Source organism: Rhodococcus sp. NPDC003382 (genome assembly GCF_053589135.1).
In genome coordinates this window covers 53,015-68,913 of record NZ_JBSFRH010000023.1, presented here as the reverse complement: position 1 = coordinate 68,913, position 15,899 = coordinate 53,015, and the positions used below count along the sequence as shown (strand labels likewise).

The 15,899-nt window shown below is 69.4% G+C and carries 10 protein-coding genes; 5 read left to right on the top strand and 5 right to left on the bottom strand.

Going from position 1 to position 15,899, the window contains the following annotated elements; all coding sequences use genetic code 11:
• The first annotated feature begins 25 nt into the window (after positions 1–25).
• Complete coding sequence (locus ACWDUD_RS16940; protein ID WP_450110044.1) at positions 26–3,883, top strand: ABC transporter ATP-binding protein; 3,858 nt, start codon at positions 26–28, stop codon at positions 3,881–3,883.
• Positions 3,884–3,991: 108 nt separating this feature from the next.
• Positions 3,992–7,702 carry a multifunctional oxoglutarate decarboxylase/oxoglutarate dehydrogenase thiamine pyrophosphate-binding subunit/dihydrolipoyllysine-residue succinyltransferase subunit gene (locus tag ACWDUD_RS16935; RefSeq protein ID WP_197257876.1) on the top strand — a complete coding sequence of 1,237 codons (3,711 nt, stop codon included), beginning with the start codon at positions 3,992–3,994 and terminating at the stop codon, positions 7,700–7,702.
• Positions 7,703–7,928: 226 nt separating this feature from the next.
• Here the strand turns inward: ACWDUD_RS16935 and ACWDUD_RS16930 are convergent, their stop codons facing one another.
• Positions 7,929–8,555, bottom strand: a complete 627-nt coding sequence (locus tag ACWDUD_RS16930) for a TetR/AcrR family transcriptional regulator (RefSeq protein WP_450110043.1) — start codon at positions 8,553–8,555, stop codon at positions 7,929–7,931.
• A 72-nt stretch (positions 8,556–8,627) separates the two neighbouring features.
• Here ACWDUD_RS16930 and ACWDUD_RS16925 point away from each other — a divergent pair, with 72 nt between their 5' ends.
• From ACWDUD_RS16925 to ACWDUD_RS16915, 3 genes are read left to right on the top strand one after another with little or no spacing between them, the layout of a single operon-like run.
• The gene (locus ACWDUD_RS16925) at positions 8,628–10,217 is read left to right on the top strand and encodes a flavin-containing monooxygenase (protein WP_450110042.1); all 1,590 of its coding nucleotides are present in this window, start codon (positions 8,628–8,630) and stop codon (positions 10,215–10,217) included.
• A complete protein-coding gene (locus tag ACWDUD_RS16920; RefSeq protein ID WP_450110041.1) occupies positions 10,214–11,041 on the top strand; it encodes an SDR family NAD(P)-dependent oxidoreductase in 828 nt (275 codons plus the stop codon). Before ACWDUD_RS16925 ends, ACWDUD_RS16920 begins: the two co-directional genes overlap by 4 nt.
• Positions 11,042–11,049: 8 nt before the next feature.
• Positions 11,050–11,967 carry an alpha/beta hydrolase fold domain-containing protein gene (locus ACWDUD_RS16915; RefSeq protein ID WP_450110040.1) on the top strand — a complete coding sequence of 306 codons (918 nt, stop codon included), beginning with the start codon at positions 11,050–11,052 and terminating at the stop codon, positions 11,965–11,967.
• On the opposite strand, the gene ACWDUD_RS16910 is transcribed toward ACWDUD_RS16915, so the two are convergent.
• From ACWDUD_RS16910 to ACWDUD_RS16895, 4 genes are all read right to left on the bottom strand, one after another.
• Entirely contained in the window at positions 11,926–12,849 is a 924-nt protein-coding gene (locus ACWDUD_RS16910) for a glycine betaine ABC transporter substrate-binding protein (protein WP_450110039.1), read from the bottom strand. The genes ACWDUD_RS16915 and ACWDUD_RS16910 overlap by 42 nt on opposite strands.
• A 91-nt stretch (positions 12,850–12,940) precedes the next feature.
• Entirely contained in the window at positions 12,941–14,134 is a 1,194-nt protein-coding gene (locus ACWDUD_RS16905; RefSeq protein WP_450110038.1) for an NAD(P)-dependent malic enzyme, read from the bottom strand.
• Between the two features lie 414 nt (positions 14,135–14,548).
• Positions 14,549–14,998, bottom strand: a complete 450-nt coding sequence (locus ACWDUD_RS16900; RefSeq protein WP_450110037.1) for a hypothetical protein — start codon at positions 14,996–14,998, stop codon at positions 14,549–14,551.
• Complete coding sequence (locus tag ACWDUD_RS16895) at positions 14,995–15,849, bottom strand: PHP domain-containing protein (protein ID WP_197257407.1); 855 nt, start codon at positions 15,847–15,849, stop codon at positions 14,995–14,997. The genes ACWDUD_RS16900 and ACWDUD_RS16895 overlap by 4 nt, the downstream gene beginning before the upstream one ends.
• Between the last annotated feature and the right edge of the window lie 50 nt (positions 15,850–15,899).

Genomic DNA, 15,899 nt, shown 5'->3' with positions numbered 1-15,899 from the left:
GCGCCTGGCGCTAATGTCGGCAGCGATGCAACACGACTCGCAGTCCCCCGGCTGGATCCGCCGACTGAGCACCGAATCCTTCCGTCACCGTGCCGTCGCCATCGGCGCACTGCTGGCGACGGTCGTCGCCGCGCTCATCGACATCGGCTTCCCGCTCCTGACGAAACTCGCACTCGACAGCGCCACCCACCCGCAGGGCGCCGACCTGCACCTGATCGGGGTCGCCGCCGCGGGAATCGCCGGTGGTGCACTGGTCCGGTTCGGCTGCCAGTACGGGCGCCGGATGCTCGCCGGACAGCTGTCGCTGAACGTCCAGCACGACCTGCGGCTGCGGCTGCTCGGGTCGCTGCAGCGGCTCGACGGACGCGGCCAGGACCAGATCCGCACCGGACAGGTCGTGTCCCGCTCGATCACCGATCTGCAGCTCGTCCAGGGACTGCTCGCGATGGTGCCGATGTCGGCGGGCGCCCTGCTGCAGTTCGTATTGGCGCTGGTCATCATGGCGGTACTGTCGCCGCTGCTGACCCTCATCGCCGTCGTTACCGTGCCGGTCATCGCGCTGATCGTCCGGACCGTGCGGCCGAAACTGTTCGCCGCGACCTGGTCCGCGCAGCAACGCGCCGCCGACCTGGCCCAGCACGTCGAGGAAACCGTCACCGGTGTGCGCGTCGTCAAGGGCTTCGGCCAGGAGGACCGCGCGGTCGACCAGCTCGAACGGCACGGCTTGGCGCTGTACGCCGAACGGATGCGCGCGGCCCGCGTCAATGCCCGGTTCACCGCCCCGATGGGCGCGATCCCGCAGCTCGGCCTGGTCGCGACCATCGCGCTCGGCGGGTGGCTGGCCCTGCACGGCACCGTGACGGTCGGCACGTTCCTCGCGTTCACCGCGTACCTGGCGACGATGAGCGCGACGACCCGCACGCTGTCGTCGGTGATCATCATGGCGCAGCTCTCGCGCGCCGCCGTCGAACGCGTCTACGAAGTGATCGACGCCGAACCCGACGTCGCGGACCCGCCGCACCCGGTGCCGCTGCCCGCCGGTCCGCTCGGGCTGGCGCTGCGCGACGTCACCTTCGGATTCGAACCCGGTCGCGACGTGCTGCGCGGCGTGGATCTCGAGGTGACTCCCGGCGAAACCGTCGCCGTGGTCGGCCCGGCCGGGTCCGGCAAGACCGCCCTGTCGCTGCTGCTGCCGCGCTTCTACGCGCCGGACGCCGGGTCGGTGAGCCTGACCGGCGACGACTTCGAGCTGGACGTGCGCTCGCTGCGCAGCGACGAGCTGCGTGAAGCCGTCGGCCTCGTGTTCGACGAACCGTTCCTGTTCTCCGACACGATCGCCGCGAACATCGCGCTGGGCCGGCCCGACGCCACCCCCGACGAGATCCGGGCCGCCGCGGTCGCGGCCCGCGCGGACGAATTCGTCGAGAACCTGCCCGACGGATACGACACCGTCGTCGGGGAACGCGGCCTGACCCTCTCCGGCGGGCAGCGGCAGCGGGTCGCGCTGGCCCGGGCACTGCTGCTGGATCCGCGGGTGCTGATCCTCGACGACGCGACCTCCGCCGTCGACGCCGAAACCGAGGCCGCGATCTTCGCGGCGCTGCGCGCACAGCGCGGGCGCACCACCCTCGTGCTCGCGCACCGCCGCTCGACCCTGTCGCTCGCGGATCGGGTGGCGGTCCTCGACGAGGGTCGCATTGTCGACGTCGGGACCGTCGAGGAACTCGAGGAACGCAATGCGCTGTTCCGGGCGCTGCTCACCGGCACCGGCGACGACGACCCCGACACCGCTCCCCTCGCCTCCGGGCCCGAACCGTCGGCCGAGCAGCTGTGGCCGGAGGTGACGGCCGACCCGGACGAGGCCGGCAGGTCCCCCGCCTCTCCTGCCCTGGCAGGTCCCGGCGGTGGTCCGGGCGGCGGCGGCCCCGGCGGTGGCGGACGCGGTGGCGGCGGCCCGATGAGCGGGGCGCTCGGTTCCGTCGCACCCACCCCGGAACTCCGGGCCGCGGTGGCGGCGCTGCCCCCGGCCACCGAAACCCCGGGCCGGCATCGCGACCTGCAGTCCCGGGCGCTGCGCCGCCCCGATCCGAGGTTCCGGCTGTGGACGACGCTGCGGCCCGTCCGGTTGCTGCTCGGCGCGGTCGTGCTGTGCCTGATCGTCGAATCCCTCACCTCGATCGGGTTCCCCTCGATCGTGCAGTACGCCGTCGACCAGGGCGTCACGCCCGGCGATCCCTCCCGGTTGTGGGCCGCGGTCGGCGCCGGGGTGCTGCTCGCGCTGCTCGGCTGGGCGGTGGTGGCGGTGCTGACGGTGCTCACCGCCCGGGCCGGGGAACGGGTGCTGTTCGGGTTGCGGGTGCGCAGCTACGCGCATCTGCAGCGGCTCGGACTCGACTACTACGAGCGGGAACTGTCCGGGCGGATCATGACCCGGATGACGACGGACGTCGACGCACTGTCGTCGTTCATCCAGACCGGTCTGTCGACCGCGGTGGTCAGCGTGCTCACCGTCACCGGCATCTCCGTGGCGCTGCTGGTCACCGACGTCTCGCTCGGGCTGGTGGCGCTGGCGGTGGTGCCGCCGCTGCTGATCGCGACCTTCTGGTTCCGGAAGGTGTCGTCGTCGGCGTACGCGATCTCGCGCGAGCGGATCTCGATCGTCAACGCGGATTTCCAGGAGAACGTCACCGGTCTGCGTGCCGCGCAGGCCTATCGGCGGGAGGCGTTCGCCGCGCAGCGGTTCGCCGAACGCGCCGACGCCTACCGTCGCAGCCGCATGCGCTCGCAGCGGGCGATCTCCCTGTACTTCCCGTTCATCACGATGCTGTCGGACCTGGCGCTGGCTGCGGTCGTGTACGTCGGTGCCCGGGAGGTCGCGGCGGGTGAGGCGACGCCGGGTGTGCTGGTGGCGTTCGTGCTGTACCTGAGCCTGCTGTTCGGCCCGATCCAGCAGCTGTCGCAGGTGTTCGACGGCTATCAGCAGGCCCGCGTCGGGCTGCGCCGCATCGGCGACCTGCTGCGCACCGAGAGTTCGCTGGAGGCCGGTCCGCCCGGCTCGGTGCCGGTGACCGGGCACCTGCGCGGCGACGTGCATCTCGACGACGTCGGTTTCCGGTACGCCGGCGCCGAGACCGACGCGCTCACCGACGTCGAACTGCACATCCCGGCGGGTACGACGGTCGCGCTCGTCGGCCGCACCGGCGCCGGCAAGTCCACCGTGGTCAAGCTCCTCGCCCGCTTCTATGATCCGACCTCCGGTTCGGTGCGCGTCGACGGGGTCGACCTGCGCGACTATCGGCTCGCCGACTACCGCGGCCGGCTCGGTGTCGTGCCGCAGGAGGCCCACCTGTTCACGGGCACCGTCGCGAGCAACATCGCGTACGGCCGTCCCGACGCGGACCGCGCCGACATCGAGGCCGCGGCCCGCGCGGTCGGTGCGCTGGGCATGATCGCGACCCTGTCGGGCGGAATGCACCATCCGGTCGGCGAACGCGGCCAGGGTCTGTCCGCGGGCCAGCGGCAGCTGGTCGCGCTGGCCCGCGCCGAACTCGTCGATCCCGACCTGCTGCTTCTCGACGAGGCGACCGCGACCCTCGATCCGGGCACCGAACGGGCCGTTCTCGAGGCCGGCGAGAAGGTCGCGCGTTCCCGGACCGCCGTGGTGGTCGCGCATCGGCTGGGAACCGCGGCCCGCGCCGACCGCGTCGTGGTGGTCGACGGGGGGCGGATCGTCGAAACCGGGCCGCACGCGGAGCTGCGTTACGCGGGCGGCGTATACCAGACCCTCTGTGATGCGGCCGAAACCCGCGCAGGGAATAATCGGTCGTCGAGAACCGTCATCGATGGAGACCCCGTCGAAGTCGAAGCACAAATTGTGAGGTAGATCTCGCCGCATGTTCGATCAATTACGATCGCCGCACGCACGGGATAGCCTCATGAATACAGGCGCTCCGATCGGGTACCGAAGAAAGAAACGAGGCGAACAACTGCCGTGAGCAGCAGCTCTACATCACAGTTCGGTCAGAACCAGTGGTTGGTTGACGAGATGTACCAGCGCTTTCAGGACGATCCTTCGTCCGTGGACGCGAGTTGGCACGAATTCCTGACAGATTATTCCCCCGAAACAGCGGTCGCAGGTGGTGCAAACGGCATCGAGACCGCCACCGCTACCGCTCCGACCGCCACTGCGACGGCTCCCGCCCCGACGCCCGCACCGGCTCCCGCACCGAAGGCAGCACCCGCTCCGAAGGCCGCGGCTCCGGCCGCCGCGCCGGCGAAGCCCGCAGCTGCTGCCCCGAAGCCGGCTGCACCCTCTTCCGACAAGGCCGCCGCCGAGGAGAAGAAGGTTCTCCGCGGTGCCGCTGCCGCTGTCGCGAAGAACATGAACGCCTCGCTCTCGATCCCCACCGCCACCAGCGTTCGCGCCATCCCTGCGAAGCTGATGTTCGACAACCGGATCGTCATCAACAACCACCTCGCCCGTACCCGGGGCGGTAAGGTCTCGTTCACGCATCTGCTCGGTTACGCCCTGGTCCAGGCGGTCAAGGCGTTCCCGAACATGAACAACCACTACGCCGAGATCGACGGCAAGCCGAACCTGGTGACGCCGGCGCACACCAACCTCGGTCTCGCGATCGACCTGCCGGGCAAGAACGGACAACGTTCGCTCGTGGTCGCCGCGATCAAGAACTGCGAAACCATGAATTTCGCACAGTTCTACTCGGCGTACGAGGACATCGTCCGCCGCGCCCGCGACGGCAAGCTCACCGGTGACGACTTCTCCGGTGTGACGATCTCGCTGACCAACCCCGGCGGCATCGGCACCGTGCACTCGGTGCCGCGCCTGATGGCCGGTCAGGGCGCCATCATCGGCGCCGGCGCGATGGAGTACCCGGCCGAGTTCCAGGGTGCTTCCGACGAGCGCATCGCGGAACTGGGCGTCGGCAAGCTGCTGACCCTCACCTCGACCTACGACCACCGGGTCATCCAGGGCGCCGAGTCCGGCGAGTTCCTCAAGACCGTTCACGAGCTGCTGATCTCCGACGATTTCTACGACGAGATCTTCCACACCCTCCACATCCCTTACGAGCCGGTCCGCTGGCGCAAGGACGTGCCGGAGGGCGCGGTCGACAAGAGCACCCGCGTGCTCGAGCTGATCGCGGCGTACCGCAGCCGCGGCCACCTCATGGCCGACACCGACCCGCTGCAGTTCGTCAAGGACAAGTTCCGCTCGCACCCGGACCTCGACGTCACCACGCACGACCTGACCCTGTGGGACCTCGACCGCGAGTTCAACGTCGGCGGCTTCCACGGCCAGCAGCGCATGAAGCTGCGCGACGTGCTGTCGGTGCTGCGTGACGCGTACTGCCGCCACGTCGGCATCGAGTACACGCACATCCTCGAGCCGGAGCAGCAGCAGTGGCTGCAGGAGCGGGTCGAGGCGCATCACGTCAAGCCGACGGTCGCGCAGCAGAAGTACATCCTGAGCCGCCTCAACGCCGCCGAGGCGTTCGAGACGTTCCTCCAGACCAAGTACGTCGGCCAGAAGCGGTTCTCGCTCGAGGGCGCCGAGTCGGTCATCCCGATGATGGACTCGATCATCGACCAGGCCGCCGAGCACCAGCTCGACGAGGTCGCCATCGCCATGCCGCACCGCGGTCGCCTCAACGTGCTCGCCAACATCGTCGGCAAGCCGTACTCGAAGATCTTCACCGAGTTCGAGGGCAACCTGAACCCGGCCGCCGCGCACGGCTCCGGCGACGTGAAGTACCACCTCGGCGCCGAGGGCACCTACATCCAGATGTTCGGCGAGAACGACATCAAGGTCTCGCTGACCGCGAACCCGTCGCACCTCGAAGCCGTGAACCCGGTCCTCGAGGGCCTGGTCCGCGCCAAGCAGGACATCCTCGACAAGGGTGAGGACGGCTTCACCGTCCTGCCGCTGCTGCTGCACGGCGACGCCGCGTTCGCCGGTCAGGGTGTCGTCGCCGAGACGCTGAACCTGGCGCTGCTGCGCGGGTACCGCACCGGCGGCACCGTGCACATCGTCGTCAACAACCAGGTCGGCTTCACGACCGCGCCGGAACACTCGCGGTCGTCGGAGTACTGCACCGACGTCGCGAAGATGATCGGCGCGCCGATCTTCCACGTCAACGGCGACGATCCGGAGGCGTGCGTCTGGGTTGCGCAGCTCGCCGTGGACTTCCGCGAGAAGTTCCACAAGGACGTCGTGATCGACATGATCTGCTACCGCCGCCGCGGCCACAACGAGGGCGACGACCCGTCGATGACGCAGCCGGCCATGTACGACGTGATCGACACCAAGCGCAGCGTCCGCAAGAGCTACACCGAGGCCCTCATCGGCCGCGGCGACATCTCGCTCAAGGAAGCGGAAGACGCCCTGCGGGACTACCAGGGCCAGCTGGAACGCGTGTTCAACGAGGTCCGCGAGCTCGAGAAGTACAAGCCGGAACCGTCGGAGTCGGTCGAGCTGGACCAGACGCCGGCGCCGCGCCTGACCACCGCCGTGGACAAGTCGGTGCTCGAGCGCATCGGCGACCAGTTCGCGAACGTTCCCGAGGGCTTCAACGTGCACCCGCGCGTCAAGCCGGTCATCGAGAAGCGCCGCGAGATGGCGCGCGAGGGCAACATCGACTGGGCCTTCGCGGAACTGCTCGCGTTCGGTTCGCTCGCCGAGCAGGGCGCGCTGGTGCGCCTGGCCGGTCAGGACTCGCGCCGCGGCACGTTCACGCAGCGTCACTCGGTGCTCATCGACCGCAAGACGGGCGACGAGTACAACCCGCTCGCCACGCTGGCCGCGCAGGCCGGCAACGGTGGTCGCTTCATGGTGTACGACTCGGCGCTGACCGAGTTCGCGGGCCTGGGCTTCGAGTACGGCTACTCGGTGGGCAACCCCGACGCGCTGGTGCTGTGGGAGGCGCAGTTCGGTGACTTCGTCAACGGTGCGCAGTCGATCATCGACGAGTTCATCTCGTCCGGTGAGGCCAAGTGGGGCCAGCTCTCCGACGTCGTGATGCTGCTGCCGCACGGCCACGAGGGTCAGGGCCCGGACCACACGTCCGGCCGTATCGAGCGCTGGCTGCAGCTGTGCGCCGAGGGTTCGATGACCGTGGCGGTTCCGTCGACTCCGGCCAGCTACTTCCACCTGCTGCGTCGTCACCACCTCGACGGCATCCGCCGCCCGCTCGTGGTGTTCACGCCGAAGTCGATGCTCCGCAACAAGGCCGCGGTCAGCAACGTCGAGGACTTCACCCAGGGCAAGTTCCGCTCGCTGCTGGAAGAGGTCCCCTACGAGAACGGCACCGCCGACCGCACCAAGGCGACCCGCATCCTGCTGACCTCCGGCAAGCTCTACTGGGAGCTGCTCGCGAAGAAGCAGAAGGAGAACCGCGAGGACATCGCGATCGTCCGCATCGAGCAGCTGTACCCGGTGCCGCGTCGTCGCATCGCCGAGACCCTCGACCAGTACCCGAACGCCACCGAGTTCTTCTGGGTGCAGGAAGAGCCGGCGAACCAGGGTGCGTGGCCGTTCCTGGGCCTGGCGCTGCCGGAACTGCTGCCGGAGAAGCTCACCGGCATCAAGCGGGTGTCGCGTCGTTCGATGTCCGCGCCGTCGTCGGGCTCGAGCAAGGTCCACGCGGTCGAGCAGCAGGAGATCATCGAGAAGGCGTTCGCGCGGTAACCCGCACCTTCTCGGCACACCCCGCCTTTCTACGAAAGACGGTTCTCATGCGAGCCGGGTCGTGCCTGCCCTTCGGGGCGGGCCGGCCCGGTTCGCGCCGTTCTGCGGCCTGCCCTCTGCGGCCTGCGCTCCCCCTCCGACCCCCTCCCCTGGCGAGCGAATGTATCGTTCGGTCGATCCAAGGAGACGAGGGATACATTCGCTCGGAACAACCGGGGTGGGGCGGCTACGACGGGGAGGCACCCGCCGGCGCCCCGGCGACCATGACCACCGCGGGCAGGGCGCCGACCGCGAGCTCGATGAACTCCTCGCGGGTGATCTGCGGATCGCGCAGCCATTCGATGGTGGTGTCCTCGACGAACGCGATCCATCCGCGCACCGCGAGATGCACGGCGGGGGTCACCTCGATCCCCAGCATCGGCAGGTGCGCGGCGGTGCGCTCGACCATCGCGGTCCGGGTCCGTTCGAAGACCTCGGTCATGTCGGGGTCGCTGCTGGCGGCCCCGCGCAGCATGGACACGTAGGTGTCGCGGCGTTCGGTGACGTAGTCGACGTAGGCGACCAGGGTGCCGCGCAGCATCGCGATCGGGTCGAGACTCTCGTCCGGCGCGGTGCGTTCGAGCATGTCACGGCTGATGTGCCGGACGATCTCGACGTGGAACTCGTGTTTGCTCGAGAAGTAATGGAACAGCAGGCCCCGGGACACCCCGGCCTGATCGGCGATGTCGTCGACGGAGATGTGTTCGAGCGGCCGCTCCGACAGCATCTGCACACCCAGATCGATCAACTGCGCACGGCGCTGGTCCGGGCTGAGCCGGGTGCGTTTGGGGCCGGAGTTCTTCACAAGTGCCATGCAAGCACCTCTGTTGAATTAGAGTCAACAATGCTATTGACCATCCCTCAATAGGAACCTACGCTCGGATACATGAGTCTTCCGGTTACAGATATCTCCGCTGCCGGCGCCGCCGTACGGCAGGTCGAGACCCTGATCATCGGCAGCGGGTTCGCCGGACTCGGGGCCGCGATCCGCCTCACCCGCGCCGGTAAGGACTTCCTCGTCCTCGAACGCGGCACCGAGGTCGGCGGCACGTGGCGCGACAACACCTATCCGGGTGCCGCGTGCGACGTGCCCTCGAATCTCTACTCGTACTCCTTCGCCCTCAACCCGGACTGGACCCGCTCGTTCTCGCCGCAGTCGGAGATCCAGCGCTACATCACCGGGGTCGCCGACAAGTACGACGTGCGGCGCCGCACGATGTTCGGGTGCGACGTGCTCGGCGCGCGCTGGAACCCCGCGACCTTCCGCTGGGACGTGCACACCACCACCGGTGACTACAGCGCGAAGGTGCTCGTCTCCGCCGTGGGTGCGCTGTGCGAGCCGTCGCTGCCGGACATCCCCGGCATCGACAGCTTCGACGGCGAGATCTTCCATTCGGCACGCTGGAACCACGACGCCGACCTGACCGGCAAACGGGTCGCGGTGATCGGCACCGGCGCCTCCGCGATCCAGATCGTGCCCGCGATCGCCGGCCGCGTCGAACACCTGGACGTGTACCAGCGCACCGCGCCGTGGATCCTGCCCCGCGCGGATCGCGAGTACACGACCGTCGAACACCTCGCGTTCAAGTACGTGCCGGGCGCCCAGCGACTGTCGCGCGCCCTGCAGTACCTCACGCGCGAGACGCAGGTGGTGGGCCTGGCCAAGGCCCCGATCTTCATGAAACCGCTGGAGTTCGCGGCCCGCCGGCACCTGCGCCGGCAGATCCCCGATCCGGAACTGCGCCGCAAGGTCACCCCGAATTTCCGGATCGGCTGCAAGCGCATGCTGATCTCCAACAACTACTACCCCGCGCTGACCCGCCCGAACGTGGACCTCGTCACCGACGGCATCGCCGAGGTGCGTCCCGACGCCGTCGTCACCCGCGACGGCACGGTCCGGAAGGTCGACGCGATCGTCGTCGCGACCGGCTTCCACGTCACCGACTCCCCCACCTTCGCAGGCATCGTCGGCAAGGACGGCCGCTCGCTGGCGGAGGTGTTCGACGAGACCGGCATGCAGGGTTACAAGGGCAGCGCGGTCGCCGGCTTCCCCAACCTGTTCTTCCTCGTCGGCCCGAACACCGGCCTGGGCCACACCTCGATGGTGTACATGATCGAATCGCAGCTCAACTACGTCGTCGACGCGATCGAAACCCTCGACCGGCACCGCATCGGGACGATCGAGGTCCGGCAGGAAGCCCAGGACGAGTACAACCGCAAGCTGCAGGCCGCGTTGAAGAACAGCGTGTGGAACAACGGCGGCTGCGCGAGCTGGTACCTCGACAAGCACGGCAACAACACCACGCTGTGGCCCGGCTTCACGTTCGAATTCCGGCGCCTGACCAAGAAATTCGATCTCGACGCGTATCGTGGCGTCGCGGCCGCGGACCTCGTCCCGCCGGCCGCAGCGATCGACCCCGCGGTGACCACCACCGAGCAGACCGAGCGCAGCAGCGGAAAGGCGGCAGTCCGATGAGCGAATTCGCAGGCAGGGTCGCGGTCGTCACCGGCGCCGGCTCGGGTATCGGCCGGGCACTGGCCGTGGCGCTCGCCGCGAAGGGCGCGCGGCTCGCCCTGTCCGACGTGGACACCGTGGGCCTGGCCGAAACCGTCCGGCGGGCAGAGGATCTCGGCGCCCAGGTACACTCCACCCATCTCGACGTCACCCAGCGCGAGGCGGTCTTCGCGTACGCCGACGCGGTGCTCGAACGGTTCGGCACGGTGAACCAGGTCTACAACAACGCGGGCATCGCATACCACGGCGAGTTCGAACGCACCGAGTTCAAGGACATCGAACGCATCATGGACGTCGACTTCTGGGGCGTCGTCAACGTCAGCAAGGCGTTCCTGCCGCACCTGATCGCGTCCGGCGACGGCCATCTGATCAACGTCTCGTCGCTCTTCGGCCTGCTCTCGATCCCCGGCCAAAGCGCTTACAACGCAGCGAAATTCGCGGTCCGCGGATTCACCGAGTCGCTGCGGCAGGAGATGCTGATCGCCGGCCACCCGGTGCGGGTCACGTGCGTGCATCCGGGCGGCATCAAGACCGCGATCGCCCGCAACGCGACCGTGCCCGACGGTGTCGACCAGGCGAGCTTCGCCCAGTTCTTCGACAGCAAGCTCGCCCGCACCTCCCCGGAGGACGCCGCGAAGACCATCGTCGACGGCGTACGGAAGAACCGCGCCCGGGTGCTCATCGGCGGCGACGCGAAACTGCTCGACGCGTGGGTGCGGCTGCTCGGACCGTCCTACCAACGAGTGGTCGCGAACATCGCCGGCCGCGTGCTGCCGAAGGGGTAGATACCGACATGCCACAGTTCCCGCTGCCGCTCGTGCGCGCGGCCCTGCGTCCGATGTACCGGCTCGTGCTGAGCCCGCGGCTGTCGTATCCGATGCAACGACGGCTGCTCGGGCTGGCGGCACCGATCCAGACGTTGCCGAAGGGCACGGTGGTCCGGAAGATCACCCTCGCCGGCCGTCCCGCCGAACGGATCACGGTCGGTGCGACCGAGCGGCGCACCGCGGTGCTGTATCTGCACGGCGGTGCGTTCACGACCTGCTCCCCGGCCACGCACCGGTCGCTCGCCGCGCACCTGGCCGCGGCGACCGCGTCGGCCGTGTACGTCCTGGACTACCGTCTCGCCCCGGAGCATCCGTATCCGGCGGCGCTCGACGACGCGGTCGCCGCGTATCTCGAGCTCGTCACCGCACACGGTGTGGACGCCGCGAGCACACCGATCGCCGGGGACTCCGCGGGTGGCGGGTTGGCGGTCGCGGCCGCCCTGCGGCTCACGGACCGGCACGGGGTGACGCCCGCCGCGCTGGGCCTGCTGTCGCCGTGGGTGGATCCGGGCTCCCGCGCGGTGCCGTTCGACCGCGACACCGTGCTCTCGACCGGATGGCTGTTCCCGTCCGCCGAGGCGTATCTCGGCGACGGCGACCCGGCCGATCCGGGATACGCGCCGATGCACGCCGACCTGCGCCCGCTGCCGCCGACGCTGATCCACGTCGGCACGACCGAGGTCTTCTACCCGCAGGTCACCGAGTTCGCGCGCCGGTTGCGGGCGGCCGGTGTCGACGTGCAGGTCACCGAACAGCCGCGGCTGTGGCACGTCGCCCACCTGCAGGCGTCGCTGGTCCGCGAGGCCGCCGACGCGATCGTCGACCTGGGTTCGTTCCTGCGCTCACACATGCTCGCCGAGCCACGCGTCCGCGACGGCGGCTGAGTCCTCGCCGTCGTCCACCCGGGCGCGCATCTCGGCGAGGTCGGCGGTGGTGAGTTCACCGGCGATCACACTCAGCGCATCGAGCTGACGTTCCCCGAACACGTCCCGCCGGAACAACGGGACGACGTTCTGGGCCGCGAACACCGGTGGCGCCTCCTCGGCGGTTGCGTCCTCACCGGGCGCGCGGTCCGGGGCGTCGGCCAGTGCGACGAGGCCGGCATCGACGAGCGCGGGTGAGGCCGTCGTGAGGGCGCCGAGCGCGCCGCGATCGGTCGCCGCGCGCACGGCGTCGGCGTCGGCGACCTGCTCGACGGCGGCGGGCACGCAGCCCGCGGCGGCGAGCGCCTCGAGGCCCCCGGTCGCGGCGAAGCCCGGCGTCGCCGCGACCGTGAGTTCCGCGCAGCGGCCGGTGATCTCGTCGACGCCCGTGACACCCAGCGCGGCCGCCGTCGCGTCGCTCAGCACGAGAACGGCGCGGTCCTGGGCGGTCGCGTAGTCGGCGACCGTCAGGTCGGTGGGCAGTGCCCGGCCGAGCGCGGTGAACACGTCCTCGGCGTCCGTCTGCGGTGCGGACGGGTCGAAGTGGCGCAGTAGCCGGCCCGTGTAGCCGGGGACGAGCGTGACCTCGGCGGCGTCCAGCGCGGGGAGGTCGCCCGGATCGCGGACCGTCACGTCGATCCCGGTGCGACGCAACGCCCCCGCGTAGAGCTGGGCGAGCAGCTCGCCGTCGGTCCCGGTTCCCGTGCCGACGACCACGCCGGACGGTCCGGGGGCCTCGTCGAGGACCGGAGACGCGCACCCGGCGACCGCCGCGGCCGCGATCGCCGCCGTTGCGGCCAGGGTTCTTCCCGACCGTGTCGTGCGCTTCGAGTTCGTGGTCACCGTGCCATCCTCGCGCACCGTCCGCAACGCCGAACGCCCCGGTCCGGAAGCCTTGGTGCGGGCTCCGTCCGGGGCGTGCGGTGCGATGCCGCTAGTCGGTGACACCCTCGGCCTTCGCCGCGGCCGCGACGGCCTCGGCGACGGCGGGTGCGACGCGCGGATCGAGCGGGCTCGGAACGATCTTGTCCACCGCCAACTCATCGCCGACAACCGAGAGGATGGCCTCGGCGGCAGCGAGCTTCATGCCCTCGGTGATGCGGCGGGCACCGGCGTCGAGGGCGCCCTTGAACACACCGGGGAAGGCCAGCACGTTGTTGATCTGGTTCGGGAAGTCGCTGCGGCCGGTCGCGACGATTGCGACGTGCTTGCTCGCGACCTCCGGGTGGATCTCCGGGTCCGGGTTCGACAGCGCGAACACGATCGCGTCGTCGGCCATGGTCGCAACGATCTCCTCGGGCACGGTGCCGGCGGAGACACCGACGAACACGTCGGCTCCGTCGAGGGCCTCGATGAGCCCGCCGTGGCGACCGGCCGGGTTGGTGCGCTCGGCGAGGTCGGCCTTGATCGGGCCGAGCTCGGTGCGCTCACGCGAGACGATGCCCTTGGAGTCGAGCACGACGACGTCGGTGGCACCGGCGGCGAGCAGGATGTTGGTGCACGCGACACCGGCGGCACCGGCGCCGGAGACGACGATGCGCAGGTCCGCGATGTTGCGGTTCTGGACCTTGACGGCGCCCATGAGCGCGGCGAGCACCACGATGGCGGTGCCGTGCTGGTCGTCGTGCATGACCGGGCAGTCGAGGGCCTCGATGACGCGCTTCTCGATCTCGAAGCAACGCGGGGCCGAGATGTCCTCGAGGTTCACGGCGCCGAAGCTCGGACGCAGCCGGATCAGGGTCTCGACGATCTCGTCGGGGTCCTTGGTGTCGAGAACGAGCGGGATCGAGTTCAGGCCCGCGAACTTCTTGAACAGCGCGGACTTGCCCTCCATCACCGGCAGCGAGGCGCGCGGCCCGATGTCTCCGAGACCGAGCACGGCGGTGCCGTCGCTGACGACGACCACCAGGCGGTCGGTCCAGGTGTAGCGGGCGGCGAGGGTCTCGTCGGCGGCGATCGCGCGGCTGACCTGCGCGACACCCGGGGTGTACGCGATCGACAGGTCGCGCTGGTTCTCGAGCGGCGACGTGAGCTCGACGGACAGCTTGCCGTCGATGTGCGCGTCGAAGATCTCTTCGTTGGTCAGTTCGACCTTGCTGGGCGTTGGTGCGTCGGACACGATAGACACGATGACACTCCTGCTGGTTCCGTGACCACCCAGGTCGCGGTTACTGCGAAGTAGCTGCGACGATTTACCATTCGTTCGCAGGTGCTTCGCCAAGGACAAATTCTGTGAAGCATCCGGGCGCGATCACGATTACCGCTGTACTACGCTGTACGACTTCCGGAGCGTGATGGCGCCGTGGCTGGTGAGCCCTGGCGACGAGCCCTTGTACAGGGGTCTGCCATCGTCCGGCGTCGGGGGGTATCTCCGGCGCCGGATTGGACGCAAGTTTGCCACCTTCACAACGGAACAATCAAATCGCCACACATTGCGAAGCTCTCACTTTTCGAGCGTCCCACCTGTGAGTTTCGACGAAACCGGGGGTCTTGTCCACGTAACGGACGAATTACTCACGGGTAGCAGGGAAGATACGGGGCGTCATCCCCACCACTGCGTGAACATCAGGAAAGCCGCAGTGACAAACACCACAGCGGAACCGGGTAGAGCGGACAGCCCGCGACGGCGATCCGCGGATATCTGAGCCGCGATCACGACGATCGCGGCCACCACGTGAGCCGCCACGGATTCGACGCCCGGCCCCGGCACTCCCCGATTCCCGGCGAGGTACTGGGCGCCGCCCACGACCAAGGCGAGTATCACGACCGCGCCGCACACCAGTCCGGACAGCGTCCGCACCGCGCGCACGGCGACGTTGTCCCGCCGGCCGGCACGATCGAACACCTCCGTCGGCGAATCCGACGCGTCGTAGTACTGATGGTCGTAGTACTCATCGTCGTAGTACTCGGTGTCGTCATTGCCCGCGGCGTAGTACCGATCGTCGTAGTCGTCCCCGTACGACTCGCGGCCCCGCCGACCCCACGCACTCATCCGACGACCACCTCGACACCCGAGGTCCGTGCGATCAGTTCCTCGAGCGCCGCCGGGTGCGTCGTGAACCGGCCGATGCCGATGTCCTTGTTCGCGCCGTGGTAGTCCGACGACCCGGTGACGAACAGCCCGAGGTTCGCCGCCATGTCCCGCATCAGCCGCACGTCCGCGGCGTCGTGATCGGGATGCTCGGCCTCGAGCCCGCCGAGCCCGTGGTCGACGAGTTCCTCGACGTGGTCGAGCGCCAGCAACCTGCCGCGCGCCCGCGCGCGGGCGTGCGCGAGCACCGTCACTCCCCCGGCCGCCGTCACCATGCGCACCGCATCCTCGAGGGCGGTGTCGTCCTTGGGCACGTAGTAGCGGCCCCGCGGCGACAGCAGATCGGTGAAGGCCGCACCGACCGTCGGAACCACCCCGGCCTCGACCAGCGCCCGCGCGAGGTGGGGGCGTCCCGCCACGGGCCCCGCCGCCTCGACGACGCTCTCCGGATCCGGCAGCAGGCCGTCCTCGGCCATCCGGTACGCCATCGCACGGATCCGCCCGACCCGCTCGGTACGGAGTCGTTCCCGTTCCGCTGCGAACACCGGGTCGGCTGGATCGAACAGGTACGCGAGCAGATGCACCGCGACCGGATGCCCGTCCTCACCGCGGCCGGTGCACGACATCTCCATCCCGCGCACCAGTGTCATCCGGGACGGCAGCGCCGCGACCGCCTCGTCCCAGCCCGCGGTCGTGTCGTGATCGGTGAGCGCAACGACGTCCAGCCCCGCCGTCGCGGCGGCACGGACCAGGTCCGCCGGCGTGTCCGTTCCGTCGGAGGCCGTCGAATGGGAATGCAGATCGATGCGCACCCCTCCAGTTTGTCAGGCGCCGGCCGCACACAGCTCGAGGCAACGCCCCG

What these genes read in the sequence shown, in the direction of transcription:
- ACWDUD_RS16930 (WP_450110043.1), bottom strand. Translation starts at nt 8,555, where the DNA reads ATGGCACTTGTGAAGAACTCCGGCCCCAAACGCACCCGGCTCAGCCCG.
- ACWDUD_RS16920 (WP_450110041.1), top strand. Translation starts at nt 10,214, where the DNA reads ATGAGCGAATTCGCAGGCAGGGTCGCGGTCGTCACCGGCGCCGGCTCG.
- ACWDUD_RS16900 (WP_450110037.1), bottom strand. Translation starts at nt 14,998, where the DNA reads ATGAGTGCGTGGGGTCGGCGGGGCCGCGAGTCGTACGGGGACGACTAC.
- ACWDUD_RS16925 (WP_450110042.1), top strand. Translation starts at nt 8,628, where the DNA reads ATGAGTCTTCCGGTTACAGATATCTCCGCTGCCGGCGCCGCCGTACGG.
- ACWDUD_RS16940 (WP_450110044.1), top strand. Translation starts at nt 26, where the DNA reads ATGCAACACGACTCGCAGTCCCCCGGCTGGATCCGCCGACTGAGCACC.
- ACWDUD_RS16915 (WP_450110040.1), top strand. Translation starts at nt 11,050, where the DNA reads ATGCCACAGTTCCCGCTGCCGCTCGTGCGCGCGGCCCTGCGTCCGATG.